Source organism: Peribacillus sp. NPDC097225 (assembly GCF_044761955.1).
Classification (GTDB): Bacteria; Bacillota; Bacilli; order Bacillales; family DSM-1321; genus Peribacillus.
In genome coordinates, this window is the sequence record NZ_JBIWDJ010000004.1 from 1 (window position 1) to 19,939 (window position 19,939).

The following is a 19,939-nucleotide window of genomic DNA, read 5'->3' on the forward strand; positions in this document are numbered from 1 at the left end:
TGTGATGTATCTCCAATCCTATCTTTTCTTTATACAAATAAAAGTACCCTATAGAGAGACTTTTTTAAAGTGTCTACTCTATAGGGTACATTTTAGCATCTGCAAACCTGGATCTTTTTTTATTCAAACTGCCATAAATCAAGGGTATCCACCACATAAGTCGGTTGTTTTTCGTATTCCTTTAACCGTTCCTTTGTCGTGACGCCCGTATGTACAAGTAAGGTATCAATCCCTGCATTAAGCCCTGCCAAAATATCCGTATCGTAATTATCGCCGACCATGATTGTCTGTTCTTTAGGCACACCTAATACCCTAAGGGCCTGCTCAACGATGACAGATTCCGGTTTACCGATGAAAATCGGCTGAACTTGCGTAGAAACGGAAACGACAGAAGTCAACGCCCCGTTCCCTGGTAAAAGACCCTGTTCGGTAGGAATGGCGATGTCGCCATTCGTCGAAATGAAAACGGCTCCATTTCTGACAGCAAGGCATGCTTTGGATAACTTTTCATAATTCACGCCACGATCAATGCCCATGACCAGGAAATCAGGATGTTCATCAACAAGTTTCATACCCTTTTCTCTCAACGCCTCGGTAATGCCTTCTTCACCCACGACATAGACGGACGCATTTTCCTTTTGTTCAGCAATGTAGTTTGCCGTCGCCATGCTTGTCGTGAATACCTGGGCATCGTCAGTCGCAATACCGATACTGCGCAGCTTTTGGGCCACTTGCTCAGGTGTCCTGGATGAATTATTGGTCACGAATAAATAAGGGATGTCCCTTTTTCTTAACTCATTTATAAAACCGGCCGCTTCCGCTATTTGCTCGGTGCCACGGTACATTGTGCCATCTAAGTCAATTAAATATCCTTTATATGCCTTCATGCACATTCCCCCCTATTTAACCAAATTAGTTTTTGAATGCTGAAACTGGGCCCAATTCGTTTAATAAATAGTTCCTTATTAACTCAGGGAATTGCTTGAATGCTTCAATGTTTTCCTTGAAAACGGTTAGGAGCACTGTATGATCCACTTCAATGAAGTCCTGAACGAGCATCTTTCTTAATGGCAATGCCTTTTTAAATTGTAAGGAAATCGGTTCGGTAATGACCTTTTCGTCTAGCAGGATATCGACAATATCTTCATAGCTGCCTGGGTCACGCATAATGAAACCATCGATCATGGCATTCCCCGCATCCAATACGGAATCAATGGAGGTTTGAATGATCCTCTCGACACTATGTTCCATAAGTTTCCCGTTCCAACTTTCCTGTCCTTCAAAAAGCTCCAATTGTTTTTCCAGATACTCTAAAATCCGTCCGATTTTTTGTCGGTCTACAAAGTACATACTCCCAGATCCTTTCTGATTCTTAAGATGATATAGAAATTTTATCTACAGTTGAAGGTCTAGCGTAGTAATACCCCTGCGCCAAATCAACCCTATTCCTTGATAATACCATAGCTTCTCCTATACTCTCAATTCCTTCTGCCACGACAACCGATCCTGTCTCCTTGGCAATCAGTAAAAGTCCTTTTAACATCGTTTCTTTCACGGCATTATGATCGATATTCTCGATGACCGATCGATCGATTTTTATGATCTCCGGCATGATTTCTATGATCGCGTAGAGACTTGAGTATCCTACTCCCGTATCATCCACTGCTAGACGGAACCCCAATTCACGTAACCCTCTAATGCTTTCAATGAATTCTTCTATATTTAGAATCGGGTCTCTTTCGGTAATTTCCATGACGATCTGATTAGCATGCACACCTTTGTATTTCTTGAGCATATCCTTTACTTCATTTACGAACCGGGGATCACTGAGCGTTACCGGGGTGAAATTGATAAACACATTCTGGGGGGACTCATTCTCGGAAATCTGTCTGAAGGACTTTTCCAAAACGATTTTCTCCAAATCATATAACCGCCCCGTCTGCCTGGCCACTGCGAAAAGCGCCAATGGGTTCTCTAGCTCTGTACCACGCGGGCCACGGGTCAGCACTTCATATGCCTTGATTTGATTGGTCGCCACATCAAAAATGGGTTGTGCCAGTAAGTTAATATTCCCATTCTCGATAATTTGATTAATCGATTCCCGCATTTCATTCATCGGTGATTCAGCTTCTGCCATGGTGACCGCTTGCCTATGCGCTTTATCAAGGGCTCCCTCAATCGAATAATGCTTATGCTCCACGAACATGTATCCTGTGTTTAAAGTGACCGGTTGTTCAGGGTTAACACTAAGCAACCTTTCTTTCACTTCCCTGGAAATGGAACGGATTAATTCATCCATATAGATCAATGATTTCGACGACCCTTTTATGTTCATTAAGAGAGTAATGCCGTCTGAATAATAGTCATGTATCGTTAATAGGTTTTCTTCCCGTACTTTATCTATTACAACCTTTTTAAATGCCTGTTTCAAACTGGTAATGAACTGGGGAAGTTCTTCGTGCTGGCCCTTTTCTTTAAGTTCGAGCAATTCTTTTACGTTAAAAACTATGACTGCCACTTCATAATCATGGGAAATAGCCGCTTCCACCGCGCGAACCACTGGCTTTCTTAGGGCGAACTGTGGCGGGTAGAACCGAAGTTTGGCTGATGAGGAAAATACCTTGAACCATTTTCCTAGTAATATATACCCTTTACCCTTTAACGATGTCATAGAATCTTCCTCTATTCCGGGTTATTTTTCCTATATTCTAACATAAATAGGGATTTTTTTAGCTTAAAACAGAAAAATTTTGTCGTTTTATCAGAAACTTCATACTAAATACTCATTTCTTGAAGAAACGGCAACTTGGCAGGCGACAAAAATGTCTGTTTCCCTATGGCAACCGTTTTGTTATGATGATGGTACTACCAATTGCAGGCAAGGGGAAAGGTGTGATACTGTGGAAGATCGTTTTTATTTATACAATGATTTAGTTGATACGAAAACCAGGTTCATTAGTTTTATGGGAGAGGAATCCAGATATGATTTTGCCATTACGATGACCGACCGTTTTTATGGAAAAAAACTTGTGCTGAATATGCAGAGCAATCGTTTTGCCATTATCGGGCCGGATGATTTGGAAGAGGAAGGCTATCTTGAACATGCATTTTCACTGACAGAAGCGGAAGCGGAGGAACTTACCCACTTTTTAATGGAAATCATCTAAGTGCGCCGTTTTTTCTTAAAAGAGGGTAACCTACTGAATGTATGGAGTACATGAGGAGGGATTGCCTTGGATAAAAAAGAGGAAACATACCACGATTTTTCAACCGTGCAAAAACAACAGGACTTTCTAATTCCAGAAGAGTTTCCAGAGGGACCGTTCGGATCGCCCATAAATCAGGATGCTCCCGTTGAGAATAAAACCACGCCGTGGCTAGAAGGACAACGTTATCAGAGTGCATTCAATTATGAAAATAAATCGCTTCATGAAAACCTACAGCGGAAGTATCCCGGTGCTCATCCTACTCATGATGACCCGGAAAAACATATTCAACCTCCATATAAAGGGTACGGAAACTCGTGATCGAGAGAAATGAAAAAGGCCAGAATCCATTCTGGCTCTTTTTACTTTTTAATTTTCTTTACGACGAAATACGGGCAACCAAAATTACAGTATTCATATAGATATTCACTGAGCGTGCTAATTTTCGTGTCAAAGGTGGCTTTCTGATTAGTGTCGTCGAAAAAACCGCGGAGTCTCAATTGACCGTAACCCCAATCCCCGACAATATAATCATACTTCGTTAATATCTCACTGTATCTTGCTTTAAATGCTTCTTCATTATAGCCTTCTCTTTCGTCTTCAATGATTTCATACGTCAGGTTATTGATGTTGATCATACGTTTCACCTCTTTAAAATGCATTCCTTCTTTAAATTATAACTGATTCCCCATTAATTACTAAGCGAAAAATCAAGAAATATGTTCACCCTATTAGACAAGGGGGTGTTTCCGTTGAAAAAAATGATCCTAACGGTAGGTTTAAGCTCAATTATTGCTCTAACGGGCTGCTCGGGCAATCAAGATCAAAGCAACGGTTTGATGAATAATGACAGGGGTGCAGGTGACCCACAAAATGTAAATAACCCGTCGAAGTATTATGACGAGGATAATCGTAATCAAGACACCAATCGTGACGATTTCGGCTTTACCCGTACGAATAAAACGACCGTTGATGGAAGAAACATCGACAATAAAACGGCCTCCATCGATCGCGAACAGCTAGCTGATATGATTTCAACACTAAGCGTTCAGCTACCAAATGTCAATGACGTCGCTACACTCGTCACGGATGAGGAAGTACTAGTCGTTTATGATACGGATTCAAAAAACCGGACTGAAACGGCTGACCAGGTGAAACGTACTGCCATGGGCGTCGTACCCCGTTACTATCATGTATATGTAAGTGACGACCAAACACACGCACAGGATATCGAGAACTTCGCCACACTGGGTTCTGGCAGTCAAGGAATGGATTATACAATTGAACAAACCATCAAAAATATGCTCAAGTCCCCTCAAGGCTACAAGATGAGTAATGTAGAAAATGAAAATGGAGAAATGATGAATGACAAAAGAGATCGTCATGATAACATTCGTCAAAAGACCATGGATTAACTAGCATGAACCTAAGAAAGGACCGAATAAGAATCGGTCCTTTCCTTTTTATTTCAGTAACTCTTCACCTTTACTATGTTTATGCTTGGCCGCAGCATTCACCTGTTCATCTGCATGGTAGGAAGAACGGACGAGCGGACCGGATTCACAATGGCTGAACCCCTTTTCCAATGCCCTTTCCTTTAATTCCGCAAACTCTTCCGGTGTATAGTATTTCAACACCCTTAAATGCTTTTTCGTCGGTTGTAAATATTGGCCGATCGTCATGATATCCACATGATGTGCTCTAAGGTCATCCATGGTTTCAAGGATTTCTTCACGCGTCTCCCCTAGCCCTACCATTAAACTGGATTTTGTCGGTATTTCCGGCTGTAATTCTTTTGCCCTTTTTAATAGCTCCAATGATCGCTCATATTTCGCTTTAGCCCGTACTTTATCGGAAAGGCTTCTTACCGTCTCGATATTATGGTTCAGTATATCAGGCTTAGCATCCATCAACATCTTAATATTGTCGTATTCGCCACCCATGTCAGAAGGTAAGACTTCAATGGATGTAAACGGATTCTTACGCCGGATAGCCCGGACTGTTTCAGCAAAAACAGCGGCGCCCCCATCCTTTAAATCATCACGGGCCACGGCCGTAATCACCACATGCTTTAGATTCATTAACACGACGGAATCCGCTACACGTTCAGGTTCGGCCCAATCCAATTCATTGGGAAGGCCTGTCTGGACTGCACAAAACCGGCAAGCCCTCGTGCAAATTTCACCTAAAATCATGAATGTGGCTGTCCGTCTAACCGCCCAGCATTCATGGATATTCGGACATTTTGCCTCTTCACAAACGGTATGAAGATTTTTTTCCCTCATCATATTTTTCAGACCCATATAATTTTCATTTGTATTTAATTTAATTTTCAGCCAGTCTGGTTTACGAAGAATTTCTTTATTAGTAGTAGACAAGAAAGTCACTCCATTCTGAGAAATTATGACACCCTACTTTAACAATAATAACGCAAATATACAAGTTATAGGAGGTTTACCATTATTTATTTTTCATGTTTAAAGCTAAATCAGTAAAACTATAGAAGAAGCAGAAAGAAAAGCATTTAGGCTCGATGTCCAGCTACACGAAAGGATGAATACGAATTGTCTACGAAAGGATGAATACGAATTGTCTACGAAAGGAGCTGCCTCTTTGAAAAAGGGATTACTTTTCTTCATCGCCTGTTTGTTTTGTTTGAATACCCATATACCATCAGTATCGGCAGCCGAAACCCCGGATCCCTATCAAGGGAGGATGGAACTATATAAAAACATGGAGGCCACCTTGCAGATTCCTTGGTATTACCTTGCAGGAGCCGACCAATACGAACATAGCCTGCGACTTTCCCGAAACGATTTGGAACCGGCCAAGGGCCTGATAGGGATCCACATGGAGCCTTCGAGGTGGAGAGGGGCCCTCAATCCCAACCTCACCGACTCAAACCCGCTTTCCATCTCTTTCTTCGATGGATTGGGGCAGGATGGCAACGGGGACGGAAAAGCGGAACTGGAAAACGACACCGACCGTTTATATGCCTTTGCCAAGCATCTCCTGTATTACGGCACAGATGAAGATAATATCCGGATTGGACTATTTGATTATTATAAAAGGGACAAGACAGTCAGCATCATCGTTGGCCACGCCCATATCTATAAAAAGTATGGCAGGCTAGATTTACAGGAAAAAGCCTTCCCTGTACCCGTACGGACTCATTATACGTATTTAAATACATGGGGGAGTGCTCGAGGATGGGGAGGCCGAAGGATTCATGAAGGAACGGATATATTCGCGGACTATAGCCTTCCCGTCCGTTCTACGTGTTATGGGATCATTGAAATGAAGGGGTGGAATAAATATGGAGGGTGGCGGATTGGCATACGTGACCTAAACAATACGTACCATTACTTCGCCCATTTAAGCGGTTTTTCTGAAGGTTTGAAGGTGGGACAAATCGTCGAGCCTGGTCAGGTCATCGGCGGTGTGGGCAGTACGGGTTACGGACCGCCCGGGACATCCGGAAAATTCCCGCCTCATCTCCATTATGGGATGTATAAAGATAATGGAATCACCGAGTGGAGTTTTGATCCCTATCCTTATTTGAAAATGTGGGAACGAAAGGATTTAGCAAAAAAAACAAGATGAGCGGCGTTGGGTTCCTTCGCTGCTTTTTGTTATATAACGAACATAAACCCCCGAACTTTATGCATAAGTATTAGTAAAGGGGGCTAAAGTGTGTTTCGAAAAAGATTCCGCCCAAAAAAGTTCCGCAAAAAAGGACCTCTTCCTACCAGAAAGGTTTTTCTTTATTCATTCATCCTTTTTATCCTATCAAGCATCCTGACGCTTCGTTACGTTGATAAGGAAATTGAACCGGTCATCATGAAAGTGGCAGAAAATGAAATCAAGCGGATTGCAACCGAGACCATTCACGAAGCTGTTGATGACAATATCTCTAAAGTCGATATGGAAAAGATCATCGTCACCAACAAAAATGACGATGCCAACCCCTCCTACAGCTTTAACCCTGGAATCTATAATGAATTACGTTCCAACATCACAAAGGATATTCAAAATAATCTCGGAATTAAAAAGGGAAATCCCTTCAACAAAAAGGAACCAGCCAAACTTAATGATGAACAATATAAAACGGTGGTGTATTATGTCCCCTTAGGGGTGGTAACCGGAAATAGCCTTCTTTCCAATTATGGACCCAAGATTCCCGTGAAAATGTCCGTCATCGGGAATGTCCAGTCGGATTTAAAAACCAAACTCACAAACGCCGGCATCAATAATGTGTATTACGAAATGTCCGTCGATTTCAATGTCAATATCCAGATTGTCATCCCCTCATTCACAAAAGAAACCAAAGTCAGCCAGGAAGTGAAGGTTGGCAGCATTTTGATGCAGGGGGATGTCCCAAGTTATTATAGCAACGGAAGCGGCACGGTCGCTCCTGCCATCATGAAGGACGAGAAGGAAGATAAGAAGTAAAAAACAGCTTGCCCTTTATAAGGTTAAGCTGTTTTCTTGTATATTCAGGCACTCCTTTATCAGCAAATGGAGGTCTGTCCGTAAATCCACCTCATATGGATGCACTACTTTATGGTTAGGTTCCTCAAGGATACGTACAATGGGTCGATCCCCTATTCCCTCGTTTTGGGAAGAGACGATTCCTTTTCTCCCATCATTCAGTTCCACAGTTAATCCGTTAGGATAAATGGCCACCGCCCGGCGAAAAGCCTCGATTATCTGTTTGTCGAACTTTTTCCCTGCACCTGCATATAAGATTTCCAAGCCCTCATGGGGAAGCATCGCCTTGCGGTAAACGCGATTAGATGTAACCGCATCGAATACATCGGCGACCGCAATGATTTTACCGTAATAATGAATTTCGTCTCCCCTGACCCCACGGGGATATCCAGACCCATCCAGCCTTTCATGGTGTTGATAGGCGCAATTCGCGACGATGAGTGAAACCGTATATACGTTTTTAATTAAATGAAATCCATACTCGGGATGCTTTTGAATTTGCTCAAACTCTTCCTCGGTTAGCTTATCCGGCTTTCTCAAGATATCCACTGGTACAAGCATCTTGCCGACATCGTGTAGAATGGCGCCCAGCCCAAGAACTTCTAACTGTTTTTTTTCTAGCTTCAATTCCATACCTAAAGCAAGTGTGTATAGCGTCACATTAAAGGAATGAGTAAAAATATAATCATCATATGTATAGACGTCAGCCAGTAAAGTCAGCAATTCGTTGCTGTTTTTCAACTCTTCCATGATACTTCGTACGAGATGGGTGAATTTCAACGCGGCCTTCTCGATGGTAAATGCACTATTCACCTTGACGCCATTTTTGATTTCCAGAAAAGTGGCTTCTATCGTTTGAAGGGCCTCTCGCCTTAGTTCCCCAGAAATCGGTGGCTTTGGCATGATGTCATCCGTTCTAGAATCTTGAATATAAACAAAGGGAATATTAAGGGCAACCAATCGATTGATCATTTTTTGTGTCAATGTTAGCCCCTCGCTCAAAAGGATGTTGCCCTGCTCATTATAGATGTTCATACCGAGCCGCTCTCCCGGATTAAGCGACGCTGTAATGGATAGCCTCATACTAATACTCCGTTTCAGATTCAAAATTTTAAATAGTTCCTTATAGGAAATATCGGCTATATTTGTGGAAATTCAACCTGAAACATATTTATTTTTTTCAATTAAAAATAAGGCTCCCTCTATTTAAAGGAAAGCCTTTATGGTTAAATCATTTTCATTAATGCCTTCCTTCCAATCATTCCCCGGTAAATGCCCTTTTCTTCAGCCTCCCACGTAACGGTTTCGAGAGGTGCATCCAGTAACTCTTCTATCGTTTTAACGCCTATAGCCCTTCCTGCAAGGATTTTCCGGTCCTTTAACGTTTCATTCAAAAGACCGACGTCTAATGCTCCGCACATGATATATCCCTTTTCGGATGCTACGGCAAGCAAATTGGTTTTGGGCAGTTGGACGGAGATGGCTAAGAATGTTTTGCTATCGATCATTATTGGCATCATGTTAATCAATTGGTTTCGCCCCCTCTTTCTCATATATTATGAAAAAGAGGGAGGAACCGTGATATATACCTAGTTGTCGGGATACATTTTTTTCAACTTCCATAAAAGGATATCACGTAAAAATTCTGGCATTAAGTACTCCTTTTGTTTGGAGCGCTGAATGCTTGGGAAGAAGTGCCCGAACGTAAACATATCTGGTAGGGCCAGTTTATAGGTTTGATCCGGTTGAATCTTTGTACCTTTCACGCTGATTTCTTTAACGATTCCGTTTTTCGTCCGTTTAAATTCTATTTGATCATAGTGCATGACTCCCATGATCTTTCCTCGGAATCCGAAGCCCTTCACCTGGATATGGGGCCACTCCTCATTTCGGGAAAGCATGAGGATTTCCTTCAATTCCCGGCCATTCACTTCAACGATGCACGGATTGATCGGATGGGGACAGATCTGGTGAATATCCCCTTTGGAGACGGGACCTTGTGGCAAGCCTTCCAATAACAGCCCAGCATTCACAAAGGAACAGTCCGCTTCGCTCCACTCTCGTAACGCTTCACCTAGAATCTTCGTAAGCGGCGACACTTTAAACCAATCATTCTCCAAAGGTTCAGGTAAGGATAGGACAACTTGTTTGAGAGCATCCCTCCCGACTTGGTTCATATCTTCAATCCAGCTCCGCTCGCCCTCCAATTCGGGAAGGTCGTTGGTATCGTAGAGCATGGCCGTCTTCTTGATTACTTCTTTTTTGTCATTAAGGGTCAATTCCACTTGACCAATATAAAACCCATATTTTCCCGCACCACAAAGTAATGCTTGGTTGACGAGTTTTCCTTGATGAAGAATATGATGGGTGTGAGCACCAAGAATGATATCTATTTCCGGAAAGTCTTCTGCCATTCTTTCGTCATCATGTATGCCCAGATGAGAAAGAACGATCACTACATCTGCCATTTCCTTGATCTTTTCTATCTGTTTTTGTAATTCCGCAAATGGATCGGCAATATGCCAATCCAATGCACGATAAAACTTTTGGAAAAAGGCGGTCAGCCCGATCATGCCAAGCTTTGTACCTTTTTTCGTGGTATGTATCCAGTAAGGAAGCGCCCATTGGGGCCTATTATCGTTCAGGTAATAGATATTCGCTGCCAATACCTTGAAATGAGCTTTATTATACAAAGTATCCAACGCTTCATGAGGCAATGTAATGCCTTCGTTATTGCCGATTGTTACATATTGATAACCCGCTTCGTTCAGAAGGTCAATATTCCCCTTACCCATCGTACCTTCTGAGAATGGGTGCCAGCGGTCGACATGGTCTCCTATATCTAGTATGACCGCTTCCTCTCCCGTTTCTTGATGAAGTTGTCTTCTTTCTTTAAGAAACTTATCAATACGAGGCCAATTTTCAAAATGACTGTGAAAATCATTGGTGTGATATAGATGTATGATTTCTGACATCATTTTTCCCCCTCGTTATCCTGTTATACCTTGGTAAATAAGACGTAGCCCAATAATGATCAGAACCAATTTCAGCATGTTCTCAAGTGCTGAGCTGTTCAGGCGTGTATTCACAAAAGCTCCAAGTTTCGCACCAAGCCAAGCCCCTGGAATCAAGGCAATCACATATGGCCAATGAACATTCCCCAGAGAGATATGCGTGATGGAATTCGTAATGGAAGATAAAAATACCATGAACATCGATGTCGCCACAGCCACATGGGGCGGGAAGAAAAATACCAGCATCATGACCGGGACCATGAGCGATCCTCCGCCAATGCCAAATAACCCGGAACTGATCCCCACGACAAATGAGATGGATATGGCCACCAAGGGCTGATATCCATAAGTGGATGCCTGTCCATTTTTGTTTATATAAGTCTTGGTGATTTTTCCGGTCCCCGGTTTGAAGGTGATCGGTCGCAATCTATCTTTCACCAATAAGACGATGGCCATCACTATCATAAAAAGGCCGAAGTACAGCGAAAATGCATCCACATTGAGAACTTTGTTCACATAAGCTCCGATGATCCCCCCTGGGGCGCTTCCAGCAAAGAAAATGAGACCGGCCTTATAATCCACTACTTTATGCTTCATATAAGATAAAGTGGAAGCCAATCCAGTGAAAATCATGATGACTGTTGAAACACCAACCGCTACTTGTGGCGTCAAGGCGCCCATCACCTCTGTGGAGCTACCTAGAAATAAGAGCGAAGGCACTATGATGATTCCGCCCCCTAATCCTACAAGGGCCCCGATTGTACCCGCCAATAAACCCACACTAATTAATAATACCCATATCATGAAGAAATCCGCCTTTATCGATTTGTGAGCTAAAGCTCTTCTTCTAGTTTGCCCACCCAGTCTTTATTCATTATATAGTCCAAATTAAAACAAACCAAGTTGCTTAGGAGCCAATCCTTCATATGTAAGGCCTAGCAAATCGATAAATTGTTTGGCATTATCCGCCGCGTCCCCACCAGAGTTATTGTTGAACAATACATATACATCCTTACTCTGCTTTTCTAATAGGCGAAGTTTTCCCACCCAGTCGGTTAATTCCTGTTGGTTATAGCGATATAAATAGCGCACTTCCCGCCAGTTTGCTCCAGAAGCTGGTTTCTGCCAACCGTGGATATTGCGTCCATGAAAGCGTACTAACGTTTTATCTGGATGCGTAGCCTTGAGGACAAGGGGGATGGAACCTTCTCCTGCCTGTGGTTCGTCACATACCGTGTGAATCCACCCTTCTTGCTCGATGAACTCGAGTGTCTGCTGGACCCTATTCGGTCGGTACCAACTTTGGTTCCTGAACTCAATGGCCACAGGAATATCCCCCATCTCCGCCCTACACCATCGGAGATACTGAACATTCTCCCGTTTGCAATCAAACCATGGCGGAAACTGAAAAAGGACCATCGCGAGTTTACCCGACTTTTGAAAAGCTTCAAGAGATTCCCGGAATGCAGTGAACATCTCTTTTTTACTTTCAAAAGGAATCTCACCTCTTTGGTGACCAGTCATTCCCTGATAGGCTTTTACAACAAATTGAAAGGAATCTGCTGTCTCGGCTATCCACTTTTCTATATTCCGCCTCGGCTGAATGGCATAAAAAGATGCATCCACCTCAACCGTTGGAAAATGCGCTCCATATACCTTCAGCTTGTCACGAGTGGGAACTTTATCGATTGATAATGAATCATGGTCCCCCCAACCTGTTAAGCCAATGTATATCACTCTTCACCCCTCCTAAACCACTTACACTATACTTTTTTTACCCTTTCACTACTGACTTCAAAACGTATAAGCACTGTCACTCGATTCACTCTTCCTGCTTCTCATACGACTGGTTTCCTATTCCTTTATCATATCAAAATCTACCGGTTGTTACACATACATCCAGCAAGGATTCTTCCCTTTTAACCTATCATTTCGTGCAGATAATGAGTAAATGAAAAAGGCCCTTGGATAAGGACCTTTTTCAGACTTAATATTTTAGAACCATTCTAGCCAAAACGGTTCAGTTTATTCATCATGATGCCTAATCGCACCACTATGATCCCTTCCATGACTCTTAGAACGACTTCCGGAAACCGGCTGGGAGTTCGGTTCCCCCTTTTTCAGGAATATCCCAGTCAGCCCTAAAACAAGGCTAACACCGATTCCTACGAAAACCAATTCTTTATTCTGAATCAGCCAATCCACAATATCCACCTCTACCTATATGTACTTTCTTTTAAAGACAAAAAAAGTACCTGCTTGATTGGTACTTTCCCTTCAATCGTCTAAACCCTTTAAGAGGATCAACAGAAAAAAATAGAAGAAGACGAACTAAGTTCGCCTTCTTCGGGCAAAGGAAAACCGAAATGGCATGTGCACACCCGGTTTCCTTCACTTTATTCCATCTACAACGTTTGTTAAAAACATATATAGATGATTAACCAATAGAACCTTCCATTTCGAACTTGATTAAGCGGTTCATTTCTACTGCATATTCCATCGGAAGCTCTTTCGTGAATGGCTCAATGAAGCCCATGACGATCATTTCTGTTGCTTCTTGCTCAGAGATTCCACGGCTCATCAAGTAGAACAATTGCTCTTCTGATACTTTGGAAACCTTCGCTTCATGCTCAAGAGAAATGTTGTCATTTAAAATTTCATTGTATGGGATTGTATCAGATGTTGACTGATTATCCATGATTAATGTATCGCATTCGATATTTGAGCGGGCTCCCTCGGCTTTACGTCCGAAATGGACCATACCACGGTAAGTTACTTTCCCGCCTTGTTTAGAAATCGATTTTGATACGATTGTTGAAGAAGTGTTAGGTGCAAGGTGAATCATTTTCGCTCCTGCATCTTGATGTTGACCTTTACCAGCAATGGCAATGGATAATGTCATACCACGAGCGCCTTCGCCTTTTAAGATGACGGCTGGGTATTTCATCGTCAGTTTAGAACCGATGTTTCCATCAATCCATTCCATCGTTGCATTCGCATCACAAACCGCACGTTTCGTAACCAAGTTAAACACATTGTTAGCCCAGTTTTGAATTGTCGTATAACGGCAATATGCGTCTTTTTTGATGACGATTTCCACGACCGCACTATGAAGGGAATTGGTTGTATAAACTGGTGCTGTACAACCTTCAACATAATGAACGGATGCTCCTTCATCGACGATGATCAGCGTACGTTCGAATTGACCCATATTTTCTGAGTTAATACGGAAGTATGCTTGAAGCGGTGTATCCACTTTCACGCCTTTTGGTACATAGATGAATGATCCACCGGACCATACAGCTGAATTCAAGGCAGCGAATTTATTATCCGTTGGCGGAATCGTTTTACCGAAATGCTCGCGGAAGATATCTTCATTTTCACGAAGAGCGGAATCCGTATCTTTAAATACGATACCCATGTCTTCTAATTCTACCTTCATGTTGTGGTAAACCACTTCGGATTCATATTGAGCAGAAACCCCTGCTAAATATTTTTGCTCCGCTTCAGGAATTCCTAATTTATCAAACGTTTGCTTGATTTCATCAGGCACTTCATCCCATGATTTCTCGGACTTCTCAGATGGTTTCACATAGTAAGTGATTTCGTCGAAGTTCAAGCTTTTTAGGTCTCCGCCCCACTGAGGCATCGGCATATTGTAAAAATGCTCCAATGATTTCAAACGGAAATCTAGCATCCATTGTGGTTCACTTTTCATGCGTGAAATTTCTTCCACGATTTCTTTTGTCAGGCCGCGCTTTGAGCGGAAGATGGAAATATCTTTATCCGCAAAGCCATATTTATAATCGCCAATTTCAGGCATCTTTTTAGCCATAGCTTGTATTCCTCCATTTCAAATGGCTGAATCTACAACAGCTCATTTAAATTTAATTATTCCTTTAAACCTTTTTCCATGGCCTTCCAGGCTAGAGTCGCGCACTTGATTCGTGCAGGGAACTTAGAGACCCCTTGAAGTGCTTCAATGTCACCAAGGTCGATTTCATCATCATACTCTTTTCCTTGTATCATTTCTGAAAAAGTCTTGGACATCGCTAAAGCCGTCTCTATATCTTTTCCTTTGATGGCTTGAGTCATCATGGAAGCCGAGCTCATTGAAATCGAACAGCCATCGCCATCGAATTTAACATCACTGACCTTATTGTCTTCGATTTTCATCGTTAAACGAATACGGTCGCCGCATGTGGGATTATTCATATCGATGGTCAAACTTCCATCTTCAAGCATACCCTTGTTACGGGGTTTCTTATAGTGATCCATGATGACCTGACGGTAAAGTGTATCTAAGTTATCAAAAGACATTACTGAAATACTCCTTCGTTTTGACAAGCCCGGACACTAGCTTATCGATCTCTTCTTCCGTGTTATATAGATAGAAACTTGCTCTTGCTGTCGATGATACGTCCAGCCATTTCATTAAAGGCTGAGCGCAGTGATGACCGGCACGGACAGCGATTCCATCTGCATCTAGGACGGTAGCGACGTCATGTGGATGGACGTCATCTATATTAAAGGTTACTACACCGGCACGTTTTTTCGGATCTTTTGTGCCATAAATCGTAAGGCCTTCCACTTCAGACAACTTATCGATCGCATAGGCAGCAAGTTTGTGTTCATGCTGTTCGATTTGATCCATGCCGATTTCTTCCAAGAAATCAATGGCAGCACCAAGACCGATGGCACCTGCGATGATTGGAGTTCCGGCTTCGAATTTCCAAGGGAGTTCTTTCCAAGTAGATTCATACAAACCTACGAAGTCAATCATCTCTCCACCAAATTCAATCGGCTCCATTTTTTCGAGAAGTTCCTTTTTACCATATAATACGCCGATTCCAGTCGGACCGACCATTTTATGGCCTGAAAGAGCAAAGAAATCACAATCTAAATCACGGACATCCACTTTCATATGCGGTGTACTTTGCGCTCCGTCCACCACCATGATTGCATGATGTTCATGCGCGATCTTTGCGATTTCCTTAACAGGATTAATCACACCAAGCACATTGGAAACCTGCATGACAGACACGATTTTCGTGGCATCCGTAATGGTAGCCCGCACATCATCAAGCGAAATCGTTCCATCCTCTTGTAGCGGAATATATTTCAGTACAGCACCCTTTTCTTTAGCGAGCTGCTGCCATGGAATGATATTACTATGATGTTCCATATAGGAGATGACAATTTCGTCACCTTCTTTAATATTTGCACCACCGTAACTCTTCGCTACGGTATTTAAGGATGTAGTCGTTCCTCTAGTGAATATGATTTCTTCAGTAGAGGATGCATTGATGAATTTACGAACTTTTTCACGTGCACCTTCATACGCATCCGTAGCTTTTGTTCCAAGTGTATGCACACCACGGTGAACATTAGAGTTGAAACCGCGGTAATAATTTTCAATCGTTTCAATGACAGCAGCCGGTTTTTGAGATGTTGCAGCGCTGTCTAAATAAACTAATGGCTGACCATTGACTTCTTGATCTAATATCGGAAAAAGCTTACGAATTTCGTATGGGTTCATTACTGTACTTTCCTTTCAATGACCTCGACTAGTTGTTTTCTAACTCCTTCGATTGGAAGTTGATTTACAACAGGGGCCAAGAATCCGTGAATGACAAGTCTTTCTGCTTCTTTTTTCGCGATACCACGACTCATCAAGTAATAAAGTTGAAGGGGATCAACACGGCCGACAGACGCAGCATGTCCTGCCGTAACATCATCCTCATCGATTAACAGGATTGGGTTAGCGTCTCCACGTGCCTTTTCACTTAACATCAATACACGTGATTCCTGTTCCGCATTGGCCTTTGTGGCACCATACTCTATTTTACCAATACCATTAAAGATGGTTGATGCACTGTCTTTCATAACACCATGCTTAAGGATGAAGCCTTCAGAGCGTTTTCCGAAATGAACAACGGCTGTCGTGAAGTTTTGTTTTTGTTCCCCGCGTCCAACCACTACGGATTTTGTATCTCCGTAAGAGCCATCACCTATTAGATTGGTTGTATTATCTGAAATCGTATTACCATCGTTCATCAATCCAAGTGCCCACTCAAGACGAGCATCGCGTGCAACTACCCCACGACGGTTCACATATGTTGTGAATCCTTTGGATAGAGTGTCAACAGCGCCATATTCCACTTTCGCATTTGCATTCGCAAACACTTCCGTTACGATATTAGCGATGCCTTCATTAGACTCAACGGCCGAGAAGTAGTTCTCCACGTATGTTACAGAACTATTATCTTCCGCTACGATCAATACGTGATTGAACAGTGTAGTTTCAGGATTATCCACCAAGAATACTGCTTGGATTGGTTCCTTGATTTCTACATTTTTCGGAACATATAGGAATGCTCCCCCGTTAAGCAATGCAGCATGTAGAGCCGTTAAACGGTGTTCATTCACTTTCACGCCATCTTTCATGAAATACTTCTGTACTAACTCAGCATGATCTCGAGCCGCTGTGAAAATATCCGTGAAGATAACGCCTTGTTCTTTTATAGCTGCTGACAAATTAATATGTGCCGGCGTATTATTGCGTTGAATGTATAGATTTTCATTTTCTTCAATGATCGATTTAATCTCTTTTGGAAGTTCTTCTAAAGAAGCAAATGCTTCACTTTCAACCGTATGGGTTTTGAATGAAGTGAAATTCCATTTATCTATCTTCGTTTTATCCGGTCTAGGCATCGGAAGCTCTTCTAAATCTGAAAAAGCTTTGATTCGAAGGTCTGATAGCCAAGATGGCTCATTATTTTTTGTTGAATAAGAGCTTATGTCCTCTTTTTCAAGCGATAATTTCATTTCTGTAGTCATTGCAAATCCTCCTACTTACGCTTCTTCGCCAACAGTTTCGTCTTCAATGCCCAATTCTTGTTTAATCCAGTCATAACCTTCTGCTTCTAGTCGTGCAGCTAATTCAGGACCGCCTGATTTAACGACGCGACCTTGCATCATAACGTGTACGAAATCAGGTGTGATGTAGTTTAGTAGACGTTGGTAGTGAGTGATGATCAAGCAACCGAAGTCTTCTCCACGCATTTCATTGATTCCTTTAGAAACGACTTTAAGTGCATCGATATCAAGACCTGAGTCAATTTCATCCAAAATGGCGATTTTTGGTTGAATCATCATTAATTGAAGGATTTCATTACGTTTTTTCTCTCCGCCAGAGAATCCTTCATTCAAATAACGTTGAGCCATATCTTCATCCATTTCAAGGAATTCCATGTTTTTATCCATTTGACGGATGAATTTCATAAGTGAAACTTCGTCGCCTTCTTCACGGCGTGCATTGACAGCCGAACGCAAGAAGTCTGCATTTGTAACACCACTGATTTCACTTGGATATTGCATAGCAAGGAAAAGACCAACACGAGCACGTTCGTCAACTTCCATTTCCAATACGTCTTCACCATCAAAACTGATGCTTCCGCTTGTTACTTCATATTTAGGGTGACCCATGATTGCTGAAGATAAAGTGGATTTACCTGTTCCGTTCGGCCCCATGATTGCATGGATTTCTCCGCCTTTTACTTCCAGGTTAACCCCTTTTAAAATTTCTTTGCCTTCTATTGATACATGAAGATCTTTTACCGTTAATGTTGAACCTGACATAATAATACCTCCGTGAACTTAATTCCTATTTTATTACAGAAAGTGAAAATCACTTTCTTGACTATAGTTTTCAAAAAATCATTCTCACTTTATTCTCATTACAATTTTATAACAAATCCAATTTAGAATCAACTAATATAGATGGAGGTTTTTACTCGCTAGGGAGTGGAAACCTGCCCTATTGTTATAAAACGACCGTATAAAGGCTTTTCACTGCAAATATGCCCTTATTTTAGTTTTCGTTAATGTAAGCTAATTATTCGGGATTCCATTCATAATAAGATATTCCCGAAAAGTTCAAGGGGAAGACGGTTGGCCCTTATCATGAAAAAAATCGATCTGCAGGAGTAATGAGCAGGATCCGGTACGTACAACAGATCACTTTTCATTTTACCTCTACAGACCGATTTTTGAAAGACTCTAATATATGCTTATCCGTGGATTTTACGTTGTAATTCCAGAACCATTTTATTGCATTGCTCATGTTCCCTATCTCTTACTTTTTCAACCTCGATACGAAGGTCTAAATTTCTGCTGTATTCACTGTACCCAACCCCATGTGATAACTGCATAGCTTTTTCCATTTCGCTCGTTACGTTTAAATCTAAAGTATTGATAGTGAACCATCCTTTCAAATTTGTGAATCATTTTGTTTCTTCGTCTATTCTATACCCTTTGCTTTCAACTTTAAACCCCAACTTAAAAACGACCTGGAAATCCAGGTCGTCTTTCGTTGCTTTATTCCTTTGCAGGTACGACTGCACCCTCATATTCCTCAAGAATGAAATCTTGAATTTCTTTGGAATGTAATACTTCCACAAGCGTCTTGATTTCTTCTTTGTCTTCGTCACCTTTATTAACAGCGATCACGTTCACATATGGTGATTCAGAATCTTCTATTGCAATGGAATCTTTAAGTGGATTCAAGCCAGCGTCGATTGCATAGTTAGAGTTGATTAGGACCGCATCTCCTTCGCCGCTTTCATAGATTTTCGGAAGTAATGCCGCTTCATAATCTGCATCGAATTTAATGTTCTTCTTATTCTCGACAATATCTTTTACTGTAGCTGTCGTTTTATCAATGCCTTCTTTAAGAGTAATCAGGCCATTCTTTTCTAAAAGTGATAAGGCACGTCCATGGTCTGCAACAGAGCTGCTTAAAATGATTGTTGCTCCTTCTGGAAGCTTATCAATGCTTTTATATTTTTGTGAATACAAAGCAATTGGTTCAATATGGATGCCGCCTGCATTAACAAAATCATATCCATTTTCCTTAATTTGAGATTCTAAATAAGGAATGTGCTGGAAGTAGTTCGCGTCCAGTTCTTTATTGTTCAAAGCCTTGTTTGGCAAGATATAGTCTTGGAATGTTTCCACTTCCAATTCAATGCCTTTTTCTTTAAGAAGAGGAATCGCTTTTTCAAGAATCTCTGCATGTGGTACATTCGATGCACCCACCACTAACTTCTTCGTATCATCGCCACTACCTGTATCTTTCTCTTTATCCGTTCCGCAAGCCGCCAATGCAATTGATAAAACTAGAACGAATGCAAACCCTAAAAACTTTTTCATCCTTTTCATCTCCCC

General features: G+C 41.8%; 23 protein-coding genes. 5 read left to right on the top strand and 18 right to left on the bottom strand.

Features of this window, described 5'->3' with window-relative positions:
* Positions 1–119 precede the first annotated feature (119 nt).
* Genes ACIQXH_RS12815 through ACIQXH_RS12825 form a run of 3 tightly spaced genes read right to left on the bottom strand, consistent with a single transcriptional unit; the run spans position 120 to position 2,671 of the window.
* Entirely contained in the window at positions 120–887 is a 768-nt protein-coding gene (locus ACIQXH_RS12815) for a TIGR01457 family HAD-type hydrolase (protein ID WP_402954349.1), read from the bottom strand.
* A gap of 25 nt (positions 888–912) precedes the next feature.
* Complete coding sequence (locus ACIQXH_RS12820) at positions 913–1,350, bottom strand: DUF86 domain-containing protein (protein WP_402870987.1); 438 nt, start codon at positions 1,348–1,350, stop codon at positions 913–915.
* 22 nt (positions 1,351–1,372) lie between these two features.
* Positions 1,373–2,671, bottom strand: a complete 1,299-nt coding sequence (locus tag ACIQXH_RS12825; protein ID WP_403123835.1) for an EAL domain-containing protein — start codon at positions 2,669–2,671, stop codon at positions 1,373–1,375.
* Between the two features lie 229 nt (positions 2,672–2,900).
* Here ACIQXH_RS12825 and ACIQXH_RS12830 point away from each other — a divergent pair, with 229 nt between their 5' ends.
* Positions 2,901–3,167, top strand: coding sequence for a DUF3055 domain-containing protein (locus ACIQXH_RS12830; protein ID WP_402871339.1), 267 nt, complete (start codon positions 2,901–2,903; stop codon positions 3,165–3,167).
* 66 nt (positions 3,168–3,233) lie between these two features.
* Positions 3,234–3,527 carry a cytosolic protein gene (locus tag ACIQXH_RS12835; protein ID WP_402870984.1) on the top strand — a complete coding sequence of 98 codons (294 nt, stop codon included), beginning with the start codon at positions 3,234–3,236 and terminating at the stop codon, positions 3,525–3,527.
* 41 nt (positions 3,528–3,568) lie between these two features.
* On the opposite strand, the gene ACIQXH_RS12840 is transcribed toward ACIQXH_RS12835, so the two are convergent.
* Positions 3,569–3,844 carry a YutD family protein gene (locus ACIQXH_RS12840; protein ID WP_230159383.1) on the bottom strand — a complete coding sequence of 92 codons (276 nt, stop codon included), beginning with the start codon at positions 3,842–3,844 and terminating at the stop codon, positions 3,569–3,571.
* A gap of 123 nt (positions 3,845–3,967) precedes the next feature.
* Here ACIQXH_RS12840 and ACIQXH_RS12845 point away from each other — a divergent pair, with 123 nt between their 5' ends.
* Entirely contained in the window at positions 3,968–4,621 is a 654-nt protein-coding gene (locus ACIQXH_RS12845) for a YhcN/YlaJ family sporulation lipoprotein (RefSeq protein WP_402871337.1), read from the top strand.
* A gap of 48 nt (positions 4,622–4,669) precedes the next feature.
* Here the strand turns inward: ACIQXH_RS12845 and lipA are convergent, their stop codons facing one another.
* Entirely contained in the window at positions 4,670–5,584 is a 915-nt protein-coding gene (lipA, locus tag ACIQXH_RS12850) for a lipoyl synthase (RefSeq protein ID WP_402870983.1), read from the bottom strand.
* 259 nt (positions 5,585–5,843) lie between these two features.
* Here lipA and ACIQXH_RS12855 point away from each other — a divergent pair, with 259 nt between their 5' ends.
* Together ACIQXH_RS12855 and yunB are read left to right on the top strand one after the other, a co-directional pair.
* Entirely contained in the window at positions 5,844–6,809 is a 966-nt protein-coding gene (locus ACIQXH_RS12855) for a M23 family metallopeptidase (RefSeq protein WP_402871335.1), read from the top strand.
* A gap of 90 nt (positions 6,810–6,899) precedes the next feature.
* Complete coding sequence (gene yunB / locus ACIQXH_RS12860; RefSeq protein WP_402870979.1) at positions 6,900–7,658, top strand: sporulation protein YunB; 759 nt, start codon at positions 6,900–6,902, stop codon at positions 7,656–7,658.
* Positions 7,659–7,673: 15 nt separating this feature from the next.
* Here the strand turns inward: yunB and ACIQXH_RS12865 are convergent, their stop codons facing one another.
* The 13 genes from ACIQXH_RS12865 to ACIQXH_RS12920 form a co-directional block, all read right to left on the bottom strand.
* Positions 7,674–8,780: an HD-GYP domain-containing protein gene (locus tag ACIQXH_RS12865; protein ID WP_403123841.1), complete on the bottom strand. Its 1,107-nt coding sequence runs from the start codon at positions 8,778–8,780 to the stop codon at positions 7,674–7,676.
* 143 nt (positions 8,781–8,923) lie between these two features.
* Entirely contained in the window at positions 8,924–9,226 is a 303-nt protein-coding gene (locus ACIQXH_RS12870; protein ID WP_402870974.1) for a YunC family protein, read from the bottom strand.
* A gap of 60 nt (positions 9,227–9,286) precedes the next feature.
* Positions 9,287–10,672 (bottom strand): bifunctional metallophosphatase/5'-nucleotidase, encoded by a 1,386-nt coding sequence (locus ACIQXH_RS12875; RefSeq protein WP_403123844.1) that lies wholly within the window; start codon positions 10,670–10,672, stop codon positions 9,287–9,289.
* Between the two features lie 15 nt (positions 10,673–10,687).
* Positions 10,688–11,515: a sulfite exporter TauE/SafE family protein gene (locus ACIQXH_RS12880; protein ID WP_402954364.1), complete on the bottom strand. Its 828-nt coding sequence runs from the start codon at positions 11,513–11,515 to the stop codon at positions 10,688–10,690.
* Positions 11,516–11,599: 84 nt separating this feature from the next.
* Positions 11,600–12,448, bottom strand: coding sequence for a DUF72 domain-containing protein (locus tag ACIQXH_RS12885; protein ID WP_403123847.1), 849 nt, complete (start codon positions 12,446–12,448; stop codon positions 11,600–11,602).
* A 288-nt stretch (positions 12,449–12,736) separates the two neighbouring features.
* Positions 12,737–12,916: a hypothetical protein gene (locus tag ACIQXH_RS12890; protein WP_402954370.1), complete on the bottom strand. Its 180-nt coding sequence runs from the start codon at positions 12,914–12,916 to the stop codon at positions 12,737–12,739.
* 232 nt (positions 12,917–13,148) lie between these two features.
* Positions 13,149–14,546, bottom strand: a complete 1,398-nt coding sequence (gene sufB / locus ACIQXH_RS12895; protein ID WP_402870963.1) for a Fe-S cluster assembly protein SufB — start codon at positions 14,544–14,546, stop codon at positions 13,149–13,151.
* Positions 14,547–14,602: 56 nt separating this feature from the next.
* Entirely contained in the window at positions 14,603–15,031 is a 429-nt protein-coding gene (sufU, locus tag ACIQXH_RS12900) for a Fe-S cluster assembly sulfur transfer protein SufU (protein WP_403123851.1), read from the bottom strand.
* Entirely contained in the window at positions 15,021–16,250 is a 1,230-nt protein-coding gene (locus tag ACIQXH_RS12905) for a cysteine desulfurase (RefSeq protein WP_402954373.1), read from the bottom strand. The genes sufU and ACIQXH_RS12905 overlap by 11 nt, the downstream gene beginning before the upstream one ends.
* Complete coding sequence (gene sufD / locus ACIQXH_RS12910; protein WP_402870955.1) at positions 16,250–17,551, bottom strand: Fe-S cluster assembly protein SufD; 1,302 nt, start codon at positions 17,549–17,551, stop codon at positions 16,250–16,252. The genes ACIQXH_RS12905 and sufD overlap by 1 nt, the downstream gene beginning before the upstream one ends.
* A 15-nt stretch (positions 17,552–17,566) precedes the next feature.
* Positions 17,567–18,352, bottom strand: coding sequence for a Fe-S cluster assembly ATPase SufC (sufC, locus tag ACIQXH_RS12915; protein WP_402870953.1), 786 nt, complete (start codon positions 18,350–18,352; stop codon positions 17,567–17,569).
* Between the two features lie 431 nt (positions 18,353–18,783).
* Positions 18,784–18,936 carry a YuzK family famiily protein gene (locus ACIQXH_RS20450; protein WP_483878323.1) on the bottom strand — a complete coding sequence of 51 codons (153 nt, stop codon included), beginning with the start codon at positions 18,934–18,936 and terminating at the stop codon, positions 18,784–18,786.
* A 154-nt stretch (positions 18,937–19,090) separates the two neighbouring features.
* A complete protein-coding gene (locus tag ACIQXH_RS12920) occupies positions 19,091–19,924 on the bottom strand; it encodes a MetQ/NlpA family ABC transporter substrate-binding protein (RefSeq protein WP_402870949.1) in 834 nt (277 codons plus the stop codon).
* Positions 19,925–19,939: the final 15 nt, after the last annotated feature.

Bases quoted from the DNA above. Each gene is read 5' to 3' on its own strand.
- ACIQXH_RS12905 (WP_402954373.1), bottom strand. From the start codon at position 16,250: ATGAACCCATACGAAATTCGTAAGCTTTTTCCGATATTAGATCAAGAA.
- ACIQXH_RS12825 (WP_403123835.1), bottom strand. From the start codon at position 2,671: ATGACATCGTTAAAGGGTAAAGGGTATATATTACTAGGAAAATGGTTC.
- ACIQXH_RS12875 (WP_403123844.1), bottom strand. From the start codon at position 10,672: ATGTCAGAAATCATACATCTATATCACACCAATGATTTTCACAGTCAT.
- ACIQXH_RS12820 (WP_402870987.1), bottom strand. From the start codon at position 1,350: ATGTACTTTGTAGACCGACAAAAAATCGGACGGATTTTAGAGTATCTG.
- sufD (WP_402870955.1), bottom strand. From the start codon at position 17,551: ATGACTACAGAAATGAAATTATCGCTTGAAAAAGAGGACATAAGCTCT.
- ACIQXH_RS12840 (WP_230159383.1), bottom strand. From the start codon at position 3,844: ATGATCAACATCAATAACCTGACGTATGAAATCATTGAAGACGAAAGA.
- ACIQXH_RS12865 (WP_403123841.1), bottom strand. From the start codon at position 8,780: ATGAGGCTATCCATTACAGCGTCGCTTAATCCGGGAGAGCGGCTCGGT.
- ACIQXH_RS12920 (WP_402870949.1), bottom strand. From the start codon at position 19,924: ATGAAAAAGTTTTTAGGGTTTGCATTCGTTCTAGTTTTATCAATTGCA.
- ACIQXH_RS20450 (WP_483878323.1), bottom strand. From the start codon at position 18,936: ATGGAAAAAGCTATGCAGTTATCACATGGGGTTGGGTACAGTGAATAC.
- sufC (WP_402870953.1), bottom strand. From the start codon at position 18,352: ATGTCAGGTTCAACATTAACGGTAAAAGATCTTCATGTATCAATAGAA.
- ACIQXH_RS12880 (WP_402954364.1), bottom strand. From the start codon at position 11,515: ATGATATGGGTATTATTAATTAGTGTGGGTTTATTGGCGGGTACAATC.
- ACIQXH_RS12815 (WP_402954349.1), bottom strand. From the start codon at position 887: ATGAAGGCATATAAAGGATATTTAATTGACTTAGATGGCACAATGTAC.
- ACIQXH_RS12845 (WP_402871337.1), top strand. From the start codon at position 3,968: ATGATCCTAACGGTAGGTTTAAGCTCAATTATTGCTCTAACGGGCTGC.
- sufB (WP_402870963.1), bottom strand. From the start codon at position 14,546: ATGGCTAAAAAGATGCCTGAAATTGGCGATTATAAATATGGCTTTGCG.
- sufU (WP_403123851.1), bottom strand. From the start codon at position 15,031: ATGTCTTTTGATAACTTAGATACACTTTACCGTCAGGTCATCATGGAT.